At 77.0% G+C, this 453-nt stretch carries 1 protein-coding gene; it reads left to right on the top strand.

Annotated features, from left to right (window positions below; genetic code table 11):
* Nucleotides 1-453 (top strand): anhydro-N-acetylmuramic acid kinase (locus C1J00_RS44165; protein ID WP_180989946.1); only part of this gene is annotated, 453 nt, incomplete at both ends.

Genomic DNA, 453 nt, shown 5'->3' with positions numbered 1-453 from the left:
GAAGAGCACCGGCAAGGAGCTGTTCCACCTCGCCTACGTCGAGCAGGCCCTCGCCACGGCGGGGGTGCGGCCGTCCGACGCCGACCTGGTGGCGACGCTGACCGAGCTGACCGTGCGCACGGTCGCGGACGGCGTCCGGGCCGCCGGGGTGGCCGCGCTGGTCGTGTCGGGCGGCGGCTGCCGCAACCCGGTCATCATGGACGGGCTGCGCAGGGCGCTGCCCGGCGTCGAGGTGGGGCCGTCCGACGACTACGGCGCGCCCTCCGACGACAAGGAGGCGATCGCGTTCGCCCTCATCGGCTGGCTGAGCGCGCACGGCCTGCCGGGCACCGTCGCCGGCGGGACGGGCGCCCGCGGCCCCCGGATCCTCGGCACGCTGACGCCGGGCTCCGGGCCGCTGGTACTGCCCGAGCCGGTCGCCGAGCCGCCCCGATCGCTGGTGCTCACCCGATG

The organism is Streptomyces cahuitamycinicus (assembly GCF_002891435.1).
GTDB lineage: Bacteria > Actinomycetota > Actinomycetes > Streptomycetales > Streptomycetaceae > Streptomyces > Streptomyces cahuitamycinicus.
This window is presented reverse-complemented; position numbering and strand designations above follow the sequence as displayed.